The 17287-nt window shown below is 32.1% G+C and carries 13 protein-coding genes; 3 read left to right on the forward strand and 10 right to left on the reverse strand.

What is annotated here, in order from left to right; translation table 11 throughout:
- From LWW95_00610 to glyQ, 9 genes are all read right to left on the reverse strand, one after another.
- A complete protein-coding gene (locus LWW95_00610) occupies positions 1 to 720 on the reverse strand; it encodes a segregation/condensation protein A (protein MDL1955541.1) in 720 nt (239 codons plus the stop codon).
- A complete protein-coding gene (locus LWW95_00615; protein ID MDL1955542.1) occupies positions 720 to 2042 on the reverse strand; it encodes an ATP-dependent 6-phosphofructokinase in 1323 nt (440 codons plus the stop codon). The genes LWW95_00610 and LWW95_00615 overlap by 1 nt, the downstream gene beginning before the upstream one ends.
- A complete protein-coding gene (locus LWW95_00620; GenBank protein ID MDL1955543.1) occupies positions 2035 to 2928 on the reverse strand; it encodes a dihydrodipicolinate synthase family protein in 894 nt (297 codons plus the stop codon). The genes LWW95_00615 and LWW95_00620 overlap by 8 nt, the downstream gene beginning before the upstream one ends.
- A gap of 9 nt (positions 2929 to 2937) precedes the next feature.
- Positions 2938 to 3915, reverse strand: a complete 978-nt coding sequence (locus LWW95_00625) for a KpsF/GutQ family sugar-phosphate isomerase (protein MDL1955544.1) — start codon at positions 3913 to 3915, stop codon at positions 2938 to 2940.
- A complete protein-coding gene (gene purF / locus LWW95_00630; protein ID MDL1955545.1) occupies positions 3915 to 5306 on the reverse strand; it encodes an amidophosphoribosyltransferase in 1392 nt (463 codons plus the stop codon). The genes LWW95_00625 and purF overlap by 1 nt, the downstream gene beginning before the upstream one ends.
- Before the next feature lie 43 nt (positions 5307 to 5349).
- Positions 5350 to 6249 carry a diguanylate cyclase gene (locus tag LWW95_00635; protein MDL1955546.1) on the reverse strand — a complete coding sequence of 300 codons (900 nt, stop codon included), beginning with the start codon at positions 6247 to 6249 and terminating at the stop codon, positions 5350 to 5352.
- Entirely contained in the window at positions 6236 to 9043 is a 2808-nt protein-coding gene (locus tag LWW95_00640; protein ID MDL1955547.1) for a response regulator, read from the reverse strand. The genes LWW95_00635 and LWW95_00640 overlap by 14 nt, the downstream gene beginning before the upstream one ends.
- Before the next feature lie 80 nt (positions 9044 to 9123).
- Positions 9124 to 11172, reverse strand: coding sequence for a glycine--tRNA ligase subunit beta (gene glyS / locus LWW95_00645; GenBank protein ID MDL1955548.1), 2049 nt, complete (start codon positions 11170 to 11172; stop codon positions 9124 to 9126).
- Position 11173: 1 nt separating this feature from the next.
- The gene (glyQ, locus tag LWW95_00650; protein ID MDL1955549.1) at positions 11174 to 12043 is read right to left on the reverse strand and encodes a glycine--tRNA ligase subunit alpha; all 870 of its coding nucleotides are present in this window, start codon (positions 12041 to 12043) and stop codon (positions 11174 to 11176) included.
- A 155-nt stretch (positions 12044 to 12198) separates the two neighbouring features.
- Between glyQ and LWW95_00655 the strand changes: the two genes are divergently transcribed.
- The 3 genes from LWW95_00655 to mnmG are packed head-to-tail and all read left to right on the forward strand — an operon-like array spanning position 12199 to position 15550.
- On the forward strand, positions 12199 to 13119 hold the full coding sequence (locus tag LWW95_00655; GenBank protein ID MDL1955550.1) for a peptidylprolyl isomerase: 921 nt from the start codon (positions 12199 to 12201) through the stop codon (positions 13117 to 13119).
- The gene (gene pyrE, locus LWW95_00660) at positions 13120 to 13686 is read left to right on the forward strand and encodes an orotate phosphoribosyltransferase (protein ID MDL1955551.1); all 567 of its coding nucleotides are present in this window, start codon (positions 13120 to 13122) and stop codon (positions 13684 to 13686) included. It abuts the gene before it with no gap.
- Positions 13679 to 15550 (forward strand): tRNA uridine-5-carboxymethylaminomethyl(34) synthesis enzyme MnmG, encoded by a 1872-nt coding sequence (mnmG, locus tag LWW95_00665; protein ID MDL1955552.1) that lies wholly within the window; start codon positions 13679 to 13681, stop codon positions 15548 to 15550. Before pyrE ends, mnmG begins: the two co-directional genes overlap by 8 nt.
- Here the strand turns inward: mnmG and LWW95_00670 are convergent.
- Positions 15542 to 17203: an AMP-binding protein gene (locus LWW95_00670; GenBank protein ID MDL1955553.1), complete on the reverse strand. Its 1662-nt coding sequence runs from the start codon at positions 17201 to 17203 to the stop codon at positions 15542 to 15544. The genes mnmG and LWW95_00670 overlap by 9 nt on opposite strands.
- Positions 17204 to 17287 lie beyond the last annotated feature (84 nt).

The raw sequence follows: 17287 nt of genomic DNA on the forward strand, positions 1-17287 counted from the left end.
TTATACTACTTCTAAATGTGGTGTTTTTTTAGGAGCTAAAACACGTTTTATTCGAATAGGAGCCCAAGGAGAGGTTTGATAAAGAATTATTACACCATCTTTAGCCATATAAAGAATGGCTAAAAAAGTGACAATCATTTCTGCCTTAGTTGTTACTTCATCAAATAGTCTTTCAAAAAGGATCTCTTGTTCATCCTGTAAACGTGTAAAAATTTCTTTTATTTTTTCTTCTAAATTAATAGGTTCTATTTCCTCAGGTACAATCTCTGCTAATTTAGCAGCTTCTAGTACTTGTCTAAAAGCATCTAATAAGTCAAAGATGGTTGGAAAGATAAATGTTTCTTCTCCAATAATTTCTTCAATGCCATATCTTACAAATACATCTCTATGTAGAATTTGTCGTTGTTCTAAGAATTCTGCCATATCTTTTACTTTCATGTAATCTAAAAGTGCTTGAGTAATTTCTTCTCTAGGGTCTTCTTCCTCAGGTGAGGCTAATAACATACGGGATTTAATATGTACTAAAGTAGCTGCCATTAAAAGGTATTCACTTGCTAAATCTATATTAAGTGATTTCATAAAGCGTAAATAATCTAGGTATTGCTCAGTAATAAGTGCTATAGGAATATCATAGATGTCTACTTGATGCTTCTTCACTAAGTGAAGAAGCAAATCTAACGGTCCTTCAAAGAATTCTAATTTAATTTGTAATGGTTCCATTAGTTTTTCAACCTCGGTTGTCCTGTAGTTTCTAAAACACTAAACCAAAGAGCACTATTTGGATCAATAGTTTTTCTTTTAGTTATGGCTGCTTTTATAGGAATATGAACATATGTATTGTGCCAAGAAGAAACAAGCATTTCTGTTTTTCCAGCCATTCCTGCATGTACAGCATTTTGGGCTAAAAAACCACAATAAATATGATCATTAGCATTAGCAGGTAAACTGCGAATGATATAACTTGGATCTATATATTTCAAAGTAATAGGAATTTTAAGACTCGCAAAATATGATTGAATTTTTTCTACTAAAAATTTGCCTATATCTCCTAATCTAGGATTTCCTGATGGATCTGTGCCTAAGTCCTGATCAGCAAAGTATTTTTGTCCTGCTCCTTCAGCGACTACAATTACAGCATGTCTTCTTGCTTTTAATCTACGACGTAATGCTTCAAGTAATCCATGTTCACCTTCTAAATCAAAGTCCACTTCTGGGATAAGAGTAAAGTTTACTTCCCTTAAAGCTAAAGTAGCATAAGCAGCAATAAAACCAGAGTGTCTTCCCATAAGTTTTACTACTCCAATACCATTATAAGCAGCTATAGCTTCTGTATGTGCAGCTCGAATAGCTTCAGTTGATTTTTCAACTGCTGTATCAAACCCAAAGCTTTTTTCTACAAGATAAATGTCATTATCTATAGTTTTAGGAATACCAATTACACTACACTTTAATTCTCTACGTTTGATTTCTTGAGAGATTTTTTCTGCTGCTCTTAAGGTACCATCACCACCTATCATGAATAAAATTCCAATATTTAATCTTTCAAGTGTATCTACAATTTCTTCTATATTTTGTGGCCCACGTGAAGTGCCTAAGATAGTTCCACCTAATTCATGAATACTAGCTACATATGCTGGAGTAAGTTCTATAAGTTCATGACCATATTTTGGAATAAAACCTTCTAAACCATATTTAAATCCATAAATATTTTTTACTCCATAAACATGATATAATTCCATGACCAAAGCTCGAATAACGTCATTTATACCAGGACATAACCCTCCACAAGTAACAATGCCACACTTTAATTTTGCAGGATCAAAATATATTTTTCGTCTAGGACCAGCCATTTCAAAGGAAAGAAAAGGTTGATGATTTTTAAGACAAGTTTCTACATAACTTTGAGTAACATTAACAAGTACTCTTTCTCCTTCTTCTACAAAGTGCCGAATGATATTACCTTTCTTAATAATGGGAGATTCAACCTTTGCTGGGCCAAGGGTAGAGATGTTTGTTTCTATATTTTCTATCAATTCAAACATCTTTTCCCCCTATATATTGATTCATCCACTTTTTCATTCGCTGAATAGCTTTTTTTGTTAAAGGTTGAGGGAAAGGAGTATAATTTTCAGAAAATATCCCTTTTTCCATTAAAGCCCATTTTATCACACCAGGATGTGTATGACAAATTTGATATAATTTTTCTATAGCCAATGCTATGGCAAATATATCTTGATTTTTTTTCATAATTTTTTGCCATAATTCTGGAATAAGGTTTGCTGTAATTGTCATAATACCATCACTAGTAGGTTGATGTAGAAAAGCAAGTTCATCTGCTTCATAAAAATAAAAATCACGACCATGTAAAGCACGCTGATAATTGAGAAAACGTGTTAAATTTCCTTGAAATACCATACCCTTAATAAAATCACGTTTTGTTAATTTCTTAAAAACAGCTGTACGGATATTTTTGTGTTTTAAAAATTTTTTTCTCATTTGTACTAATCTTGGATGATTGTCTAAAATAAATATTGCTTTAGTCTTTGCTCTTAAAGCATCAATATGTTGAGGTAGACCACGATTGCTTCGATACCAAAGTGGTAAAATTTCAATAATAATATGGTCAAAATAATTTTTAATAATTTTTAAAGTAAAATGTGCCAATTTAAAAGTAGAATTTTCATCAGAAGTAGTGATATCAAAAAATAAAGGTATTTTTTTATCCCATAAGTTTAATGCAAGTTCAAATAATGCCTTTTTTTGTTCATAAGTAAAATAAACCCCTTCTAAAGAAAAATTGCTTCCTACAGCTATAGCAGCTACAAATGGTCTGACACTTTCCCAAAGACGTATAAAAGAGTTTTTATCTATTTCCCCACTTTTTTTAAGTGGTGCTAATAATGGACAAATTAAACCTTTTGGTAACATTTTGCTCCTTTAAGTAAAAGAAAAAGTAGCTTTATTTAATAAATCTTTAAGAAATATTGCCCCTAAAAAATGATTTTTTTCATTAACAACACCTAAAACATCTAACCCTTTTTGACGCATAAGTTCTAAAGCATCAATAGCTGGTGTTTTTGGAGAAATGGTTTCTACTTTAATACAGACTTCCTTTACATACATTTTTGCTACTTTCTCTTTCTCAATAAACAATTTTGCTTTTACATTATTATCTATTAATCCTTGTAGTTGTTGTCGTTTTACTACCCAGAGAAATTCATTTTTTACCAATTGTGGGAAAATGGATTTTATTTTCATACTAGGTTTTATAAGCAAAAGATTATCTGTCTTTTGCATAAGATCCTCTACTTTTGGTCCTAACTTTTTTCCTAAATGTCCTGCAGGATGAAAACGACGAAAATCTTCTGCAGTAAAACGCCTTCTTTCAAGTAAAACTACAGCTAAAGCATCTCCCATAGCCAAAGCAGCTGTTGTACTAGCTGTTGGTGCGAGTCCTAAAGGACAGGCCTCTCTTTTTACTCCTGTATCAATTACAATATCACTATGCTTTGCTAAAGTAGAATTAGGATTGCCAGTAAGAGCAATAAGTGGCGCACCTAAACGTTTAAAACTAGGAATAAGGATAGTAATTTCACCAGTTTCACCACTATTAGAAATAGCTAAAATAATATCTTTTTTTGTTACCATACCTAAATCACCATGCATTGCCTCTACAGGATGTAAAAAAAGAGCAGGAGTACCAGTACTATTTAAAGTAGCAACAATCTTTCTTCCTATGATGCCTGATTTACCTACTCCTGTAACAATCACCCGACCATCAGTTTTAAGAATAATTTCTACTGCCTTAGCAAATTCTGGCCCAAGTTTATCAATAATACCTAAGATACCTTCAGCCTCTATTTTTAAAACTTCTTTTGCCCTTCTTAAGATATCCTTAATCTCTTTATTTTTCATTATTTTTCAAGCCAATCTTTAGAAAATTCTCTTTCAAGAGGAATAGGATATTCTCCATTAAAACAGGCAAGACAGAATTTTTCTTTTGGGATAGTAGCTGCTCTTAATAATCCATCAATACTTAAATAATAAAGGCTATCTAATCCTAAAAATTTTTTTATTTCTTCTACACTTTTGGTAGCAGCAATAAGTTCTCCTTTTGAAGAAAAATCTATACCATAAAAACATGGATAACGATGAGGAGGACAGCTTACAAGCAAATGGACCTCTTTTGCACCAATTTCTCGTAATGTTTTTATTCTGGTACGGCAAGTTGTACCTCGGATGATAGAATCTTCTAAAATGATAATACGTTTGCCTTTAAGTAATTCTTTTACAGGATTAAGTTTTACTTTTACTCCAAATGCTCGCATAGTTGGAGATGGCTGAATAAAAGTACGACCTACATAATGATTTCTAATCATTCCCATTTCAAATGGCAAATTAGCTGCTTGAGCATAGCCAATTGTGACATAATTTCCTGAATCAGGAAAAGGCATGACAAAGTCAGCTTCTATTAACCTTTCCTTTGCTAATTCCTTTCCTTGAGCTTTACGGAAAAGATATACATTTCTACCAAATATGATGCTGTCTGGTCTAGCAAAATAAATTAATTCAAAAATACAGTAAGCATGACGATGGACAGAAGGAAGATGAAGTGAAAATGTTTCTTTTTCATTAATAAAGAGAATTTCTCCAGGTTCAATTTCTCTTATATATTCAGCTTCGATTAAATCTAAAGCACAAGTTTCAGAAGCTATAACATAACCACCATTTTTTAATCTACCTAAACATAAAGGGCGAAAACCAAATGGGTCACGAGCAGCAATAAGTGTATCTTCAGTCATAAGTACTAAAGAATAAGCACCTTTTAATTTACTCAATGCTTTAGCTAATCCTTCCTCTAATCCTAAATAAAAGTAACGTACCCAGAGGTGGATAATAATTTCGCTATCCATAGTAGATTGAAAGATAGCGCCATCTTCTTCTAATTGTTTTCTTAACTGATAAGCATTTACAATATTTCCATTATGTGCAATTGCTAATGTTTTTCCTAAATGATAAACAACAAAAGGTTGAGCATTTCGAAAGAGAGAAGAACCTGTAGTAGAATAACGTACATGTCCAATGGCAACATGTCCAGGAAGATTATTTAAGATTTCTTCATTAAATACCTCTGGCACCAATCCCATTCCCTTGTGTTCATAAACTCTTTTACCATCAGAGACAACAATCCCAGCACTTTCTTGTCCTCTGTGCTGAAGCGCATAAAGGCCAAAATAAACCAATTTAGCTGCTTCTGGATGGCCAAAGACCCCAAATATACCACAATTTTCTTTAAGCTTTTGCATGTTTTAGTTTTATAAACCAGAGCTTCATGAAAAGCAATTCTTTTTATCTATCAAAACAAACAATAAGATTTTTTCCTTTTTGTTTTGCTTGATAAAGGGCTTTATCTACTCTCTCTATTAAAGTAAAACAGTTATCCTCAGGAAAAGCTTTATCAGCTCCTATACTAACAGTAAGACGTCCTTTTATTCCATGACAATGTGGTATATTTGCTTTATAAACAATATTTATAAGTCTTTTACCCAAAAGACAGGCTCTTGGAAGAGGCGTATTAGGCAAAATTACTAAAAATTCTTCTCCACCATAACGACCAAATATATCAGTTTTTCTTATGTTTTCTTTTATAAGATTCGCCAATTCTTTTAAAACTTTATCTCCAGCAAGATGACCATATGTATCATTGTAAAGCTTAAAATTGTCTATATCAAGCATAAGTAGAGAAAGTGGTAAATTGTGTCTTTTTAATTGTGAAAGTTCTAAATTAAGCATCTCAAGAAGTCCTTCTCGATTTAAAATACCTGTTAAAAAATCAATTCTTACTTTTTCTTTAAGTTTTATATTTTCTTTAATAAGATTGACAATATTTTTAATTTTTAATCGCAATTCAGATTCAGACAATAATTTTGTCTTCTCAATAAAATCTATAGCACCTAATTCTAACCCCTCTAAACGACTATCAATATCATCTTTTACTGTATAAAAGACAATTGGTATAGAAGCTAAAGCAGGATGTTGTTTTATTTCTTTCACTAAAGTAAAGCCATTTTTTTCAGGCAAAATTATATCCATGATAATCAGATGAGGATTTGTTTGAAAACAAAGAGGAATAACTTCTTTTGGAGATTTAGCTATTATTACTTTAAATCCCTCTTTCTTTAATATACGACTTAAAAGACGCTGCATGGCTGGGTCATCTTCTACAATCATTATTTTAATTTGTTCCATATTCTTTTACCTTTTGACAAAGTTGGGTGAAAAGAAGATTTATAATTTCTTTCTCTCCTTTTTTAATCTCTTCTTCTAACATTTTTCCTAAAAGGGAAATTTCAGTGAATCCATAAGCTTGACCAGAGCCTTTTAGATTATGTGCTAGACGTAAAAATGTATCAATATCTCCTGTTTTAAAAGCACTTTCCATTTTTTGGATAGTTTCTTTTAAGTAATTAATATAATATTTTCTATCTTCCTCTTCTTCAACTTTTCTGCTAGCTTCAATATATTTTTTTAATATACATAAAATTTCCCTTTTACTTACTGGTTTAGCTAAATAGTCATCTGCACCAGCTTCCAAACAACGTTTCTTATCTTCTTTTAAAGCATAAGCTGTAAGAGCAATAATAGGAATATTTCTTGTTTCTGGATCTGACTTAAGATGTCTTGTTGCCTCATAACCATCTAATTTTGGCATTCTCATATCCATGATAATAAGGTCATAGGCTTTTTTATGAGCAGCATTAATAGCTGATTCACCATCTTCTACGACATCTACACTAATTCCTTCTTTTTCTAAAATATTTTTAATAAGACGCTGGCTAGCAGGGTCATCTTCAGCTAAAAGCACCAAACCTTGAGGTATTTCAAAAAATTTTTTAAGTAATCCAATAATTTTTTCTTTGTTTTCTCCTTCTTTTTCCACTAATGCTATTGTTTTTTCTTTTAATTCATAAATTTTTCTTTTACTAAGTTTCTTTGATATAAATACAACTATTGGAACATCTTTTATCTTGTTAAATTTTAAATTTGAAAATAATTTAAATATGTCAATTTTAGGCAAAAATGGATTAATAATAAGAAGAAAAGGGATTTTTTGATCTAGTGCTTCTATTGCATCTTTAGCTGATAAAAATGTTTCTGCTTTGTATCCTAATTTTTTAATAATTTTTGCTATAAATTCAACTGTAGTTTCATCATTATCAATAATAAATATATCACCTTTTCTATGTAAATAAGGTAAAACAACTCTAAGAATTTCTTTTTTAGTAATAGGTTTTTTTAGATAATCTGCTATTCCGAATGTAAATAGTTTTTCATTAAATGTAGAATATATAATTACTGGGATTCTTTTTGTTTTTTCATTTTGTTTTAATTCCTTTAAAATCTCAAATCCAAATATATCAGGCAAAAGAAGATTAAGCATAATGAATGATGGATGAAGTTTCATTGCCATTTTAATTGCTTGATTTCCCTCTTTTAAAGTATATGTACTTAATCCTCTGGTTTGCAAATAAGATAAAATAAGCTTTGCAGTAAGTTCATCACCTTCAATAAGAAGGACATCTGCTTTTGGCAGAATTTCTTCTTTTTTTGCTTCTTCTATAGGAAGATTTACCTCAAAAATTGTGCCTCTTTGTATTTGACTTTTAACTTTTATTGCTCCTCCTAATTTTTCTATTACTTCTTTAGTAATAGCTAAACCAAGCCCTAATCCTCCCTCTTTTCTTTCAAAAGGTAAAAAACGTTCAAAAATATGAGGAAGTTTTTCTTTTGGAATGCCACAGCCTGTATCTTTTATAGTAAAAATAAGTTTTTTATTCTTGTGTTTTACACTAAGAGATATATATCCATATTCTGTATATTTTAAAGCATTATGCAAAAGATTAAGTAAAGCTTGCCTTAATCTTAAAGGATCTGTAAGAATACGTTCTGGTAATTTTTTGCTTAATGATAATTTAAATTTAAGCCCTTTAATAAGGGCTCTTTGTTTAATAATACTAGCTACTTCTTCAATTAATTTTTTAAGTGATGTTGGCTTTTTCTCTATTTTAAAAATACCTGCTTCTATTTGGCTTATATCTAACACTTGACTAATTAAATCATTTAAGTGTTTGGCAGAATTAAATATGGTTTTTACATATTCTTTTTGTTGTGGTGTTAGATTTGTTTCAAATAATAATTCTGTAAAACCAAGTATAGCATTTAAAGGAGTACGCATCTCATGAGACATATTTGCGAGAAAAGCAGTTTTTGCTCTATTGGCAGAAAGGGCTTCTTCTTTTGCTCGAATAAGTTCCATTTCTTGTTTTTTTCTTTCTGTAATATCTATTAAACTACCTACAATAGCTGGTTTCCCTCGATAAGTAATACTCTGACTGCGTACTTCGCAAGTAATGATTTTCCCCTTAGCAGTAAGCCCTTGAAATTCATATTGATCTGTCTTTTTACGATCAGAAAGTTTATTTTTAATTGCTTTTTCTACAATTTTTCTAGAAGTAGGCGCAACAAATTCTAATAGGTTTTTTCCTATCATTTCTTTTGGAGTAGTTTCGAAAATTTTAGCAATTTTAGGATTTACATAAGTAAATTTACCTTCTTCAATAAAAAATACTCCTACTGGGGTTTCTTCGGATAAGGCTTGAAATCTTGCTTCAGCTTCTATAAGTGGTGTTATATCTCTTAGAACAGTTAAACTAGTTTTTTTATCAGGTAAAAGGATAATTGTGCCATCAACTTCTCTACGTTGACCTTTATGTGTAATTAAAGTAAAAGAATAGCGAGAAGGTAAGGTTATTTTTTTTCTTCTTTTATAATAAAAAAGAAAGTGTTTTTTGTCTTCTTTTGCCACATAATCAAAGAAAAATTTTCCCTCTACTTTTTTATCTTCTACTAGCATACAAAAAGCATCATTTGCCATTACAATTTTTCCATTTTCATCAATAAGCAGGATGGCATCGGGATTTTGTTCAAAAAGTAAACGATATTTTTCCTCAGCAGCTTTTGATTCTTTTATATCCTCACTCATTTCATTTAGAAATTAAGAAAAATTGAAAAAATCTATTTTCATGCTATCATAGGTGAGCATAAAAGACAAGAAAGATTGTTTTAAATAGGAATCTTGCTTAAATCAGCTACTTTAAGAAATAGTTTTTTTATTTGAGTAAGCAAAGCTAACCTATTATTACGTAAACTTTTTTCTTCTGTCATTACAAGTACATGATCAAAAAAATTATCAATAAAAGGTTTTAATATTGTGAGTGTTTCAAGTGCCTTAAGAAAATCATTTTTTTCAAGCAATCTTTTTATTTCTTGCTCTACTTCTATATATTTCTCATAAAGTTTCTTCTCTTCAGGTGTCTGAAAAAGGTTTATTTGTGGATTTCTATCTATTGGATTTTGGATAATACGGTATACGCGTTTATAGGCAATGACTAATGGCTCAAATTGAGAAGTTTTGGAAAATTTAAATAAAGCATCTGCTTTTCTAAAAATAGAAGGCACATTTCCATCAAATACACTAAGTACTGCTTCTACAATAGGATAAGGATAATTCTTTTCTTGAAGAAGTGAAGCAAGACGAGTTTTAAAAAAAGAAATAATTTTTTCTTTTATTTTTTCAAATTTTCCATATGTTTTTAATGATAACTCTATTAAATTAAAAAGAGAAAAAGAAATGTTTTTTTCAAAAAGGATACGTAATATACCAATTGCCTGTCGTCTTAAGGCAAAAGGATCAGCTGTACCTGTAGGAATTAAACCTATTCCAAAACAACCAACAATAGTATCCATTTTATCTATTATGGACAAAATAGCTCCTTCTATTGTTTTAGGTAGTGTTCCTCCCGCTTCTACTGGTAAATAATGTTCACTTATAGCACAAGCGACTGCTTCACTTTCCCCTTGTGCTTTAGCGTAAATTCCACCCATTATTCCCTGTAATTCTGGGAATTCATTTACCATTTCTGTTGTCAAATCTGCTTTACATAAAATAGTTGCCCTTAAAATTATATCTTTCTTTTCAGGAAAAAGGCTTTCTGTTATCCAAGTTGCAAGCGATTTTAATCTTTCTACCTTCTCAGCCATAGTACCAAGTTTTGCTTGAAAAATTATGTCTTTAAGTTTTATTATTCTTTCAGATAAAGGTACTTTTAAATCTTCTTGATAAAAAAAGCGAGCATCAGCTAGACGAGCTCTAATTACCCTTTCTAATCCAATTTTTATAGGCAAAATATCTTTAACAGAGATATTTATAATAGCAATAAAAGCTGGCAAAAGGTTACCATTATTATCTCGAATAGCAAAGCATTTTTGATGTTGTTTCATTACAGTAATCAATACTGGTTCTGGTAAAGAAAGAAATTCTTCATCAAATTTACCTCTAACTGCTACCGGATATTCTACAAGAAAATTTACCCAATTTAATAAATTTTTGTCTAAAATAGGAGAGCCATTTATTTCTTGAGCTATTTTTTCCAATAAATTAATAATACGTTTTTCTCTTTCTATTGGGTCTATAATCACAAATACTTTTTTAAGTACTGATGAATATTCTTCAGGATGAGAAATGATAATAGGATTAGGAGCCATAAAACGATGACCAAAAGTCAAATTATTGCTTTTTATTTCTTCTAGAGAAAATGGAATGACATCCTTATCTAAGATGGCTAATATCCAATGGATGGGACGAGCAAAATGAATTTTACTTTTATGCCAACGCATTGTCTTGGGAAATGGTAAAGAAAGAATATATTTTGGTAATAATTCTTTTAAGATTTCTAAAGTAGGTTTACCTTTTTCTTTTATTTTTAATCCTACATATTCTCCCTTTTTTGTTTTAATTTTAACAAGTCTTTCTACTGAAACACCATGTTTTTTAGCAAAACCAAAGGCAGCTTTTGTTGGTTTATTATCAGCAGTAAAAGCTAATTTATATGGTGGCCCAATTATATCTATCTCCTTTTCTGCTTGGGTTTCAGGTATGCCAGTAACTAAAACTGTCAATCTTCTAGGAGTAGCCATAGTTTTGATATGATCAAAATTTAATCTTTCAGCTTTTAGTCTTTCAGCTAAAATATTTTTCATATCTTCCAAAATTTTTGGGAAAATGCTAATTGGTAATTCTTCAGTACCGATTTCAAGTAATAAAGTTTTCATGTTATTTCTTTAATAAAGGATAACCTAGAGCTTTTCTCTGAGAAAGATAAGCTTCTGCTGTCATTCTTGCTAAGTGTCTCACACGAGCTATATATTGTGTTCTTTCCGTAACACTAATAGCACCTCGAGCATCTAATAGATTAAAGATATGAGAGCATTTAAGACAACATTCATAACCAGGTAAAACAATGCCTTTTTTTAACAATTTTTCCCCTTCTTTTTCAAAATTTTCAAATAATTGAAAAAGCATTTTTGTATCAGCTAATTCAAAATTATACTTACAACCTTCTACTTCTGTTTGAAAATGTATATCACCATAACTGATATTGGGAGCCCACATGATTTCAAAAACACTATCTACACTTTGAAGGTACATAGCAATGCGTTCAAGTCCATAAGTAATCTCTACTGAAACTGGATCAAGATCAATTCCTCCTGCTTGTTGAAAATAGGTAAATTGAGTGATTTCCATTCCATCTAACCAAACCTCCCAGCCTAAACCCCAAGCTCCAAGGGTAGGTGATTCCCAATCATCTTCTACAAATCGGATATCATGAGCTTTTAGATCAATTCCTAATGCTTCAAGACTCTTAAGGTATGTTTCTTGTACTTCTAAAGGAGAAGGTTTTAAAATGACTTGATATTGATAATAGCGTTGAAGTCTATTGGGATTTTGGCCATAACGACCATCTGTAGGGCGACGAGAAGGTTGAACATAAGCTACTTTATAAGGTTCTGGACCTAAGACACGTAAAAAAGTAGCAGGATGAAAAGTTCCAGCTCCTACTTCTAAATCATAAGGTTGTTCAATAACACATCCCTGATTAGCCCAAAACCTATCCAAAGCAAGTATAATTTCTTGAAAATACATATAATCAATTATAGGGAGATTTTACGCACAACATAATACTTTACTTCAACCCTGCAATTCTTAACCTTTATTATACTATTTAATAGCTGTCAATAGACTTTTAAATTTACCTTTTGATTCTTGTCTTTATAGTTTTATCAGATTATTATTAAAATATGTTTTTGCTAAAAATAACTATATTAACATTATTGTTTATTCAGCCTGCTTTTGGCAAACTTTTAGATAGAGTTGTAGCTATTGTAAATGAAGATGTAATTACTCTTTCTGAATTAAAAGATGCCATAAAACAGTTAACTCCCTTTACTGATCCTTCACCTGAGATAGAAAGGCAAGTGCTTGAAGAGTTGATTAATACTCATCTTGCTGTTCAAGAGGCTAAAAAACGAGGTATTGAAATAAAAGAAAAAGAAGTAGAAAATACTATAAAAGAACTTATTTCACAAAAAGGTATAACATTAACAGCATTTAAAGAAGAATTATTAAAAAATGGAATATCTTATGAAGATTATAAAAATTGGTTAAAATATCAATTAATTAAACGTCGATTAATAGGTTTAGAGGTTCAAGGGAAGGTTACTGTTACAGAAGAAGAGATAAAAAATTATTATGAAAATAATAGAAAAAAATACAAAGGTTATACATTATTTAAATTACGCCATATTTTGTTGCCTTTTCCGCAAACATTAACTCAAGAGAAAGAAATAAGAAAAATTCAAGAAAAAATTTTGAGAAAGCTCAAGATGGGTGTTTCCTTTTCAGAATTGGCTAAATTATATTCCAAAGCGCCTACTGCTTCTGATGGAGGAGATTTAGGTTGGTTTAAAGAAGAGGAATTAGCTCCTGTAATTAAAGAGACTGTAAAGACTCTTAAAGTAGGTGAATATAGCTTATGGATAAAGACTGATGTAGGTTATCAACTTATACAATTGATAGAGAAGAAAAAAGTGCCTGAAAAGACTCTTTCTGAAGTAAGGGAAGAGATATATAAAATTCTTTATCAAAAGAAACTAGAAGAAAGATATCAACGTTGGTTAAAAGAGCTTAGAGAAAAAGCATATATAAAAATTTTGCTTTAAATGAGCTCAAAAGACAAATTATTTCAATTACTTTATAAAAATTCTTTTCTTTATGATCCAAATAAGAGATTTAAACTTTCTTCTGGAAAGTATAGTGATTTTTATATTGATGGTAAAAAAACAACGCTTACTGGTGAAGGGATGGCATTAGTAGGTGAAGTGATTTGGAAGGAAATAAAAAATCTTAACATAGATGCTGTTGGTGGTTTAACACTTGGAGCAGATCCTATTGTTTGTGCGGTAGTTATGCAGGCTTTTAAAGATGGGAAAAAGATAGATGGTTTTATTGTACGTAAAGAGCCTAAAGGGCATGGTACAAAAAGCTGGATTGAGGGAAATATTAAGAAAGGCATGAAAGTAGTTATTGTTGAAGATGTTGTTACTACGGGTGCATCAGCTCTTAAGGCTATTGAAAGGGCTGAAGAGGCTGGGCTTAAAGTAATAAAAGTGATAATATTAGTAGATAGAGAAGAAGGTGGAAAACAGGCGATAGAAGAAAAAGGTTATGATTGTTTAGCTATTTTTAGCCGTTCAGATTTTATGAAATTACATAAAAAAGATGCCTGAAGTCTTTGATGTTATAGTTGTTGGAGCAGGTCATGCTGGTTGTGAGGCGGCTTTAGCTGCTGCCCGTATGGGTCATCTTACTCTTTTGCTTACTATCAATATTGAACGTATTGCCCATATGAGCTGTAATCCTGCTATAGGTGGATTAGCTAAAGGGCATTTGGTAAAGGAGATAGATGCCTTAGGTGGGGAGATGGCTAAAAATATTGATGCCACAGGTATTCAATTTAGGCGTCTAAATACTAAAAAAGGGCCTGCTGTCTGGTCATCTCGTGCTCAAGCAGACAGAGAGCTTTATCGGCTTAGGATGAGATCTGTTTTAGAAAAGACAGAAAATTTGTTTATAAGGCAGGCTAAGGTAAGTGAAATTTTGGTTGAAAATGGTGTAGTAAAGGGGGTAAAGACAGGTATTGGTGAGGTTTTTCTAGGCAAAACAGTGATTTTGACTACAGGCACTTTCCTTACTGGTCTTATTCATATTGGACTTACCAATTTCCCTGCTGGTAGAATGGGGGATCCACCTTCAAATCGTCTCTCTCAAAATTTAGCAAAACTTGGTTTTCATATTGGAAGATTTAAGACAGGAACACCTCCAAGACTTGATGGAAGAACAATAGATTTTTCTCGTCTTACACCACAATATGGTGATGACCCTCCACATCCATTTTCATTCTCTACTGAAAAAATAGATAGACCTCAATTACCTTGTTATATTACTTACACCAATCAAAAGACTCATGAGATTATAAGAAGTGGACTTGACCGCTCTCCACTTTTTACTGGCGTGATAAAAGGAACAGGGGTAAGATATTGTCCTTCCATTGAAGATAAAGTAGTCCGTTTTCCAGAAAAAGAACGCCATCAAATATTCATTGAGCCAGAAGGAATAAATACTGTAGAGTATTATCCAAATGGCATTTCTACCAGCCTTCCTATAGACATTCAGATAAAAATGGTAAGAAGCATAGAAGGTTTAGAGCATGCAGAGATAATGAGACCTGGATATGCTATTGAGCACGACTATGTTGATCCTACACAATTGAAACCTTCACTTGAGACAAAATTAATAAAGGGGCTTTTTTTTGCAGGTCAGATAAATGGTACAACCGGTTATGAAGAAGCCGCTGCTCAAGGTATTATAGCCGGTATAAATGCTGCCCTCTATATCAGGGGAGAATCTCCAATTATTCTTGACCGCTCTCAGGCATATATAGGGGTATTAATAGATGATTTGGTAACAAAAGGTACAAATGAGCCATATCGGATGTTTACTTCAAGAGCAGAGTATCGTTTACTTTTAAGGGAAGATAATGCAGATTTAAGACTTATGCCTATTGGTTATAAACTTGGGTTAATTGGTGAAGAACAATATAAACGATTTTTAGAGAAAAAAGAGGGGATTGAAAAGACTATTGAACGTTTATCAGAAATAAAGATAAAGCCCACAAAGGAAACAAATGAGAAATTAAAACAAATAGGTACAACCCCTATCAAAAACCCTATGACTTTAAGAGAATTATTGAGAAGACCTGAGGTAGATTTTTATAGCTTGAAAATTTTTGATGAGACATTAGAGAGAGTTAGAAAAGATGTAGCAGAAGAAGTAAGTTTTCAAATAAAGTATGAAGGATATATAAAAAGACAAGAAGAACAGGTTGCCCGTTTCAGACGCCTTGAAGAGGTGCGACTTCCTGAAGATATAGATTATTATAAAATTCCGGGTCTTTCTAATGAGGTAAGGGAAAAGCTTTCTCGTATTCGTCCTTTGTCCCTTGGACAAGCAGCTCGCATCTCTGGCATTACTCCTGCTGCCATCTCTATATTGCAAGTCTATCTAAAAAAACATGGGTCAAGACTAACTTAAATTTTGCTTTTTCAACTTTGCTAATTCTCTTTCTCTTAGTTCTACTCGCCTAATCTTCCCACTAATGGTTTTTGGCAATTCAGAAACAAATTCAATCTGTCTAGGATATTTATAAGGAGCAGTATTATTTTTTACATGTTCTTGCAATTCTTTTATTAATGTATCTGAAGGGGTATAACCAGGTGTTAAAACTACAAATGCCTTGACAATTTGCCCTCTGATGGGATCAGGCACACCGATAACAGCCGCTTCAGCTACAGCTGGGTGTTCAATTAAAGTGCTTTCTACCTCAAAAGGACCAATACGATAACCTGAACTCTTTATAACATCATCTGCTCTGCCAACAAACCAGAAATAACCATCTTCATCTTTATAAGCACGATCACCAGTAAAATACCAACCATTTTTAAATACATTAGCACTCTTCTCTTTATCCTTCCAGTAACCTTTAAATAACCCTACTGGATAATTTTCCTTCACATACACAGCAATATTTCCTTCTTCATAAGCCCCTAGCTCATTGCCATCGTCATCTACAATAGCCACCTTCCATCCTGGCACAGGCTTGCCCATAGAACCAGGTTTAATTTCCATATTTTTGAGGTTAGCAACCATAACTACTGACTCTGATTGACCGTATCCTTCATAAATCTTTATGCCAGTTTCTCTTTCCCAAACTTTGATGACTTCTGGATTTAGAGGCTCACCAGCACTAGTAGCATGACGTAACTCACTCAGATTGTATTTTTTTAAATCTTCTAAAATCATCATGCGATAAGCAGTAGGAGGGGCACAAAAGGTTGTAATGGCATATCTATCCATTAATTCTAACACCTTTGCAGGATTGAACCTTCCCCTTTCATCATAGACAAATACAGCAGCTCCCATGATCCACTGTCCATAAATCTTTCCCCAAGCTGCTTTAGCCCAGCCTGTATCAGACAATGTCCAATGCAGGTCATTTGGAGTTAAGTCATGCCATAAACCAGCAGTAATCACATGCCCTAAAGGATAAGAATGATCATGGAGTACCATTTTCGGATAACCTGTCGTGCCGGAAGTGAAGAAAATAATATAAGGATCAGTGGCTAAAGTTTTGTAATTACCATCTAGACTAATCCAATATCTCGAAGCTGTTTTCATCTCCTCTTCATAATTGATCCAGTTAGGATGCGGCTTACCAATATTTATTAATATCTGCAAAGTGAGACATTGAGGGAGTATTTTTTCTACCTTTTCTATATGCTCATCAGTAGTAATAATAGCCTTTACTTTAGCAGCTTTTACACGATAAAGAATATCTCTTGCTTGTAGCATAGTAGTAGAAGGAATGATAATAGCACCAACTTTTGTCAAACCCAAAATTGCTTCCCACCACTCTGGAATGCGAGGGAGCATAATCAACACCCTATCCTTTTTGCCAATTCCTAAACCCTTTAAGATATTGGCAAACTGGTTGGAACGAGACATTAAGTCCCAAAAAGAGAATTTTCGTTCTTCTCCTTTATCATTGACCCAGATTAAAGCCAGTTTATTTCTTTCCTTTTTTGCCCATTCATCCACCACATCTATGGCATAATTAAAATATTCAGGCACTTCCAATTTGAAATTTTCTAAGTCTAAATTGATATAGGGTTTTAGAGTTTCTAACATAAATTCATCTCCTCAAAATACTACGAGGCTTTTTATAAAGAATTTTTTGGTTGTCAACCCTGATAAAACTAGGAGCACAAAAAA

Origin of the sequence: Candidatus Desulfofervidus auxilii, from assembly GCA_030262725.1 — a bacterium.
Lineage (GTDB): Bacteria > Desulfobacterota > Desulfofervidia > Desulfofervidales > Desulfofervidaceae > JAJSZS01.